Annotated in this window: 1 protein-coding gene; it reads left to right on the forward strand. The window is 67.4% G+C overall.

Going from position 1 to position 1,660, the window contains the following annotated elements; all coding sequences use genetic code 11:
• Positions 1 to 1,660, forward strand: a 1,660-nt coding sequence (locus WCE05_RS25760; protein WP_368816812.1) for a condensation domain-containing protein, incomplete at both ends; no start/stop codon positions are given.

Below are 1,660 nucleotides of genomic sequence, written 5' to 3' on the forward strand. Positions count from 1 at the left end.
AATCGCAGCGTGCCTATGTGGCGCCGCAGAGTGAACTGGAACAACAGGTCGCGGCAATCTGGGCGCAGGTCCTCGGGCTTGAGCGAGTCGGCCTGACTGACAACTTCTTCGAACTGGGCGGGCATTCGCTGTTGGCTACCCAGGTGTTTTCGCGTCTGCGCGAGCTAGGCATCGACGCACCGCTCAAGACGCTGTTCGAGCAGGCCAGCCTGCAGGGCTTCGTCGCCAGCCTGCCAGCCCCGTCGTTGGCGGCGCGGGCTCCGGCCATCCGGCCGACGCCGCGCGATGCGGCGTTGCCGGTGTCCTATGCCCAGCAACGCCAATGGTTCCTCTGGCAGCTGGAGCCACACAGCAGCGCCTACCACATCCCCATGGTCCTGCGCCTGAAAGGCAGCCTCGATCGTGCGGCGCTGCAACACAGCTTCGATGCGCTGGTCGAGCGTCATGAGGCCCTGCGTACTCGCTTCGTCGAAAGCGACGAGGGCATCGTCCAGGTGATCGAGCGCTCGGCTGCGCTGGCCATCGCCCATGAACGACTGGCGGACGAGGCGACCCTTCAGGCGCGTGTCGCTGAGGAGATCCGCCAGCCGTTCGACCTGGCCCGCGGCCCGCTGCTGCGGGCCCGTCTGCTGGAGCTGGCGGCCGACGACCAGGTGCTGGTGCTGACTCAGCACCATATCGTCTCGGATGCGGCGTCCATGCAGCTGATGGTCGGCGAACTGATCGATAGCTATGCCCGCCACCGCGAGGGCGATGCCGCCCCACTGCCTGCCCTGGCGCTGCAATATGCCGACTACGCCCGTTGGCAGCGTGAATGGATGGAGGCTGGCGAGCGTGAGCGGCAACTGGCCTACTGGGTCGGGCAACTGGGCAGCGAGCAGGATGTGCTGGCCTTGCCGCTGGACCGCCCGCGTCCTGCCGAGCAGAGCTACCGCGGCGCCCAGCTCGACCTGGCCGTGCCGTCGGCGTTGAAGGACGGCCTCGAGGCGTTGGCCCGCCGCCAGGGCGCGACCCTGTTCATGGTGCTGCTGGCGTCGTTCCAGGCCTTGCTGCATCGCTACAGTGGCCAGCGCGACATCCGTGTCGGCGTGCCGGTGGCCAACCGCAACCGGGTCGAGACCGAAGGGCTGATCGGCTTCTTCGTCAACACCCAGGTACTGCGTGCCGATATCGATCCACGCCAGCCGTTCGGCGTGCTGCTGCAACAGGTGCGTCAGGCTGCGCTGGGCGCCCAGGCGCACCAGGACCTGCCGTTCGAGCAACTGGTGGATGCGCTGGCGCCGACCCGCAGCCTCAGCCACAGCCCGCTGTTCCAGGTGATGTTCAACCACCAGGCCGCCGCGCTCGCGCCGGTACGCGCCGTGCCAGGCTTGGCGGTCCAGGCCATGGCCTGGGACAACGACACCACGCAGTTCGACCTGAGCCTGGACACCTGCGAGACCGATGAAGGGCTGAGCGCTTCGCTGATCTACGCCACTGACCTGTTCGACCAGGCCACCATCGTGCGCCTGGGTGAGCATTGGCTGAACCTGCTGCAAGGCATCGTCGAGCAACCGCAACAACCGGTGGCCGAACTGCCATTGCTGGCGGCCGCCGAGCGCGAGCGCACCCTGGTCACGTGGAACGCCACCGCTGAAAGCTACCCGCTGGAGCAGAGCAT

Origin of the sequence: Pseudomonas sp. I2 (assembly GCF_040984075.1) — a bacterium.
GTDB lineage: Bacteria > Pseudomonadota > Gammaproteobacteria > Pseudomonadales > Pseudomonadaceae > Aquipseudomonas > Aquipseudomonas guariconensis_B.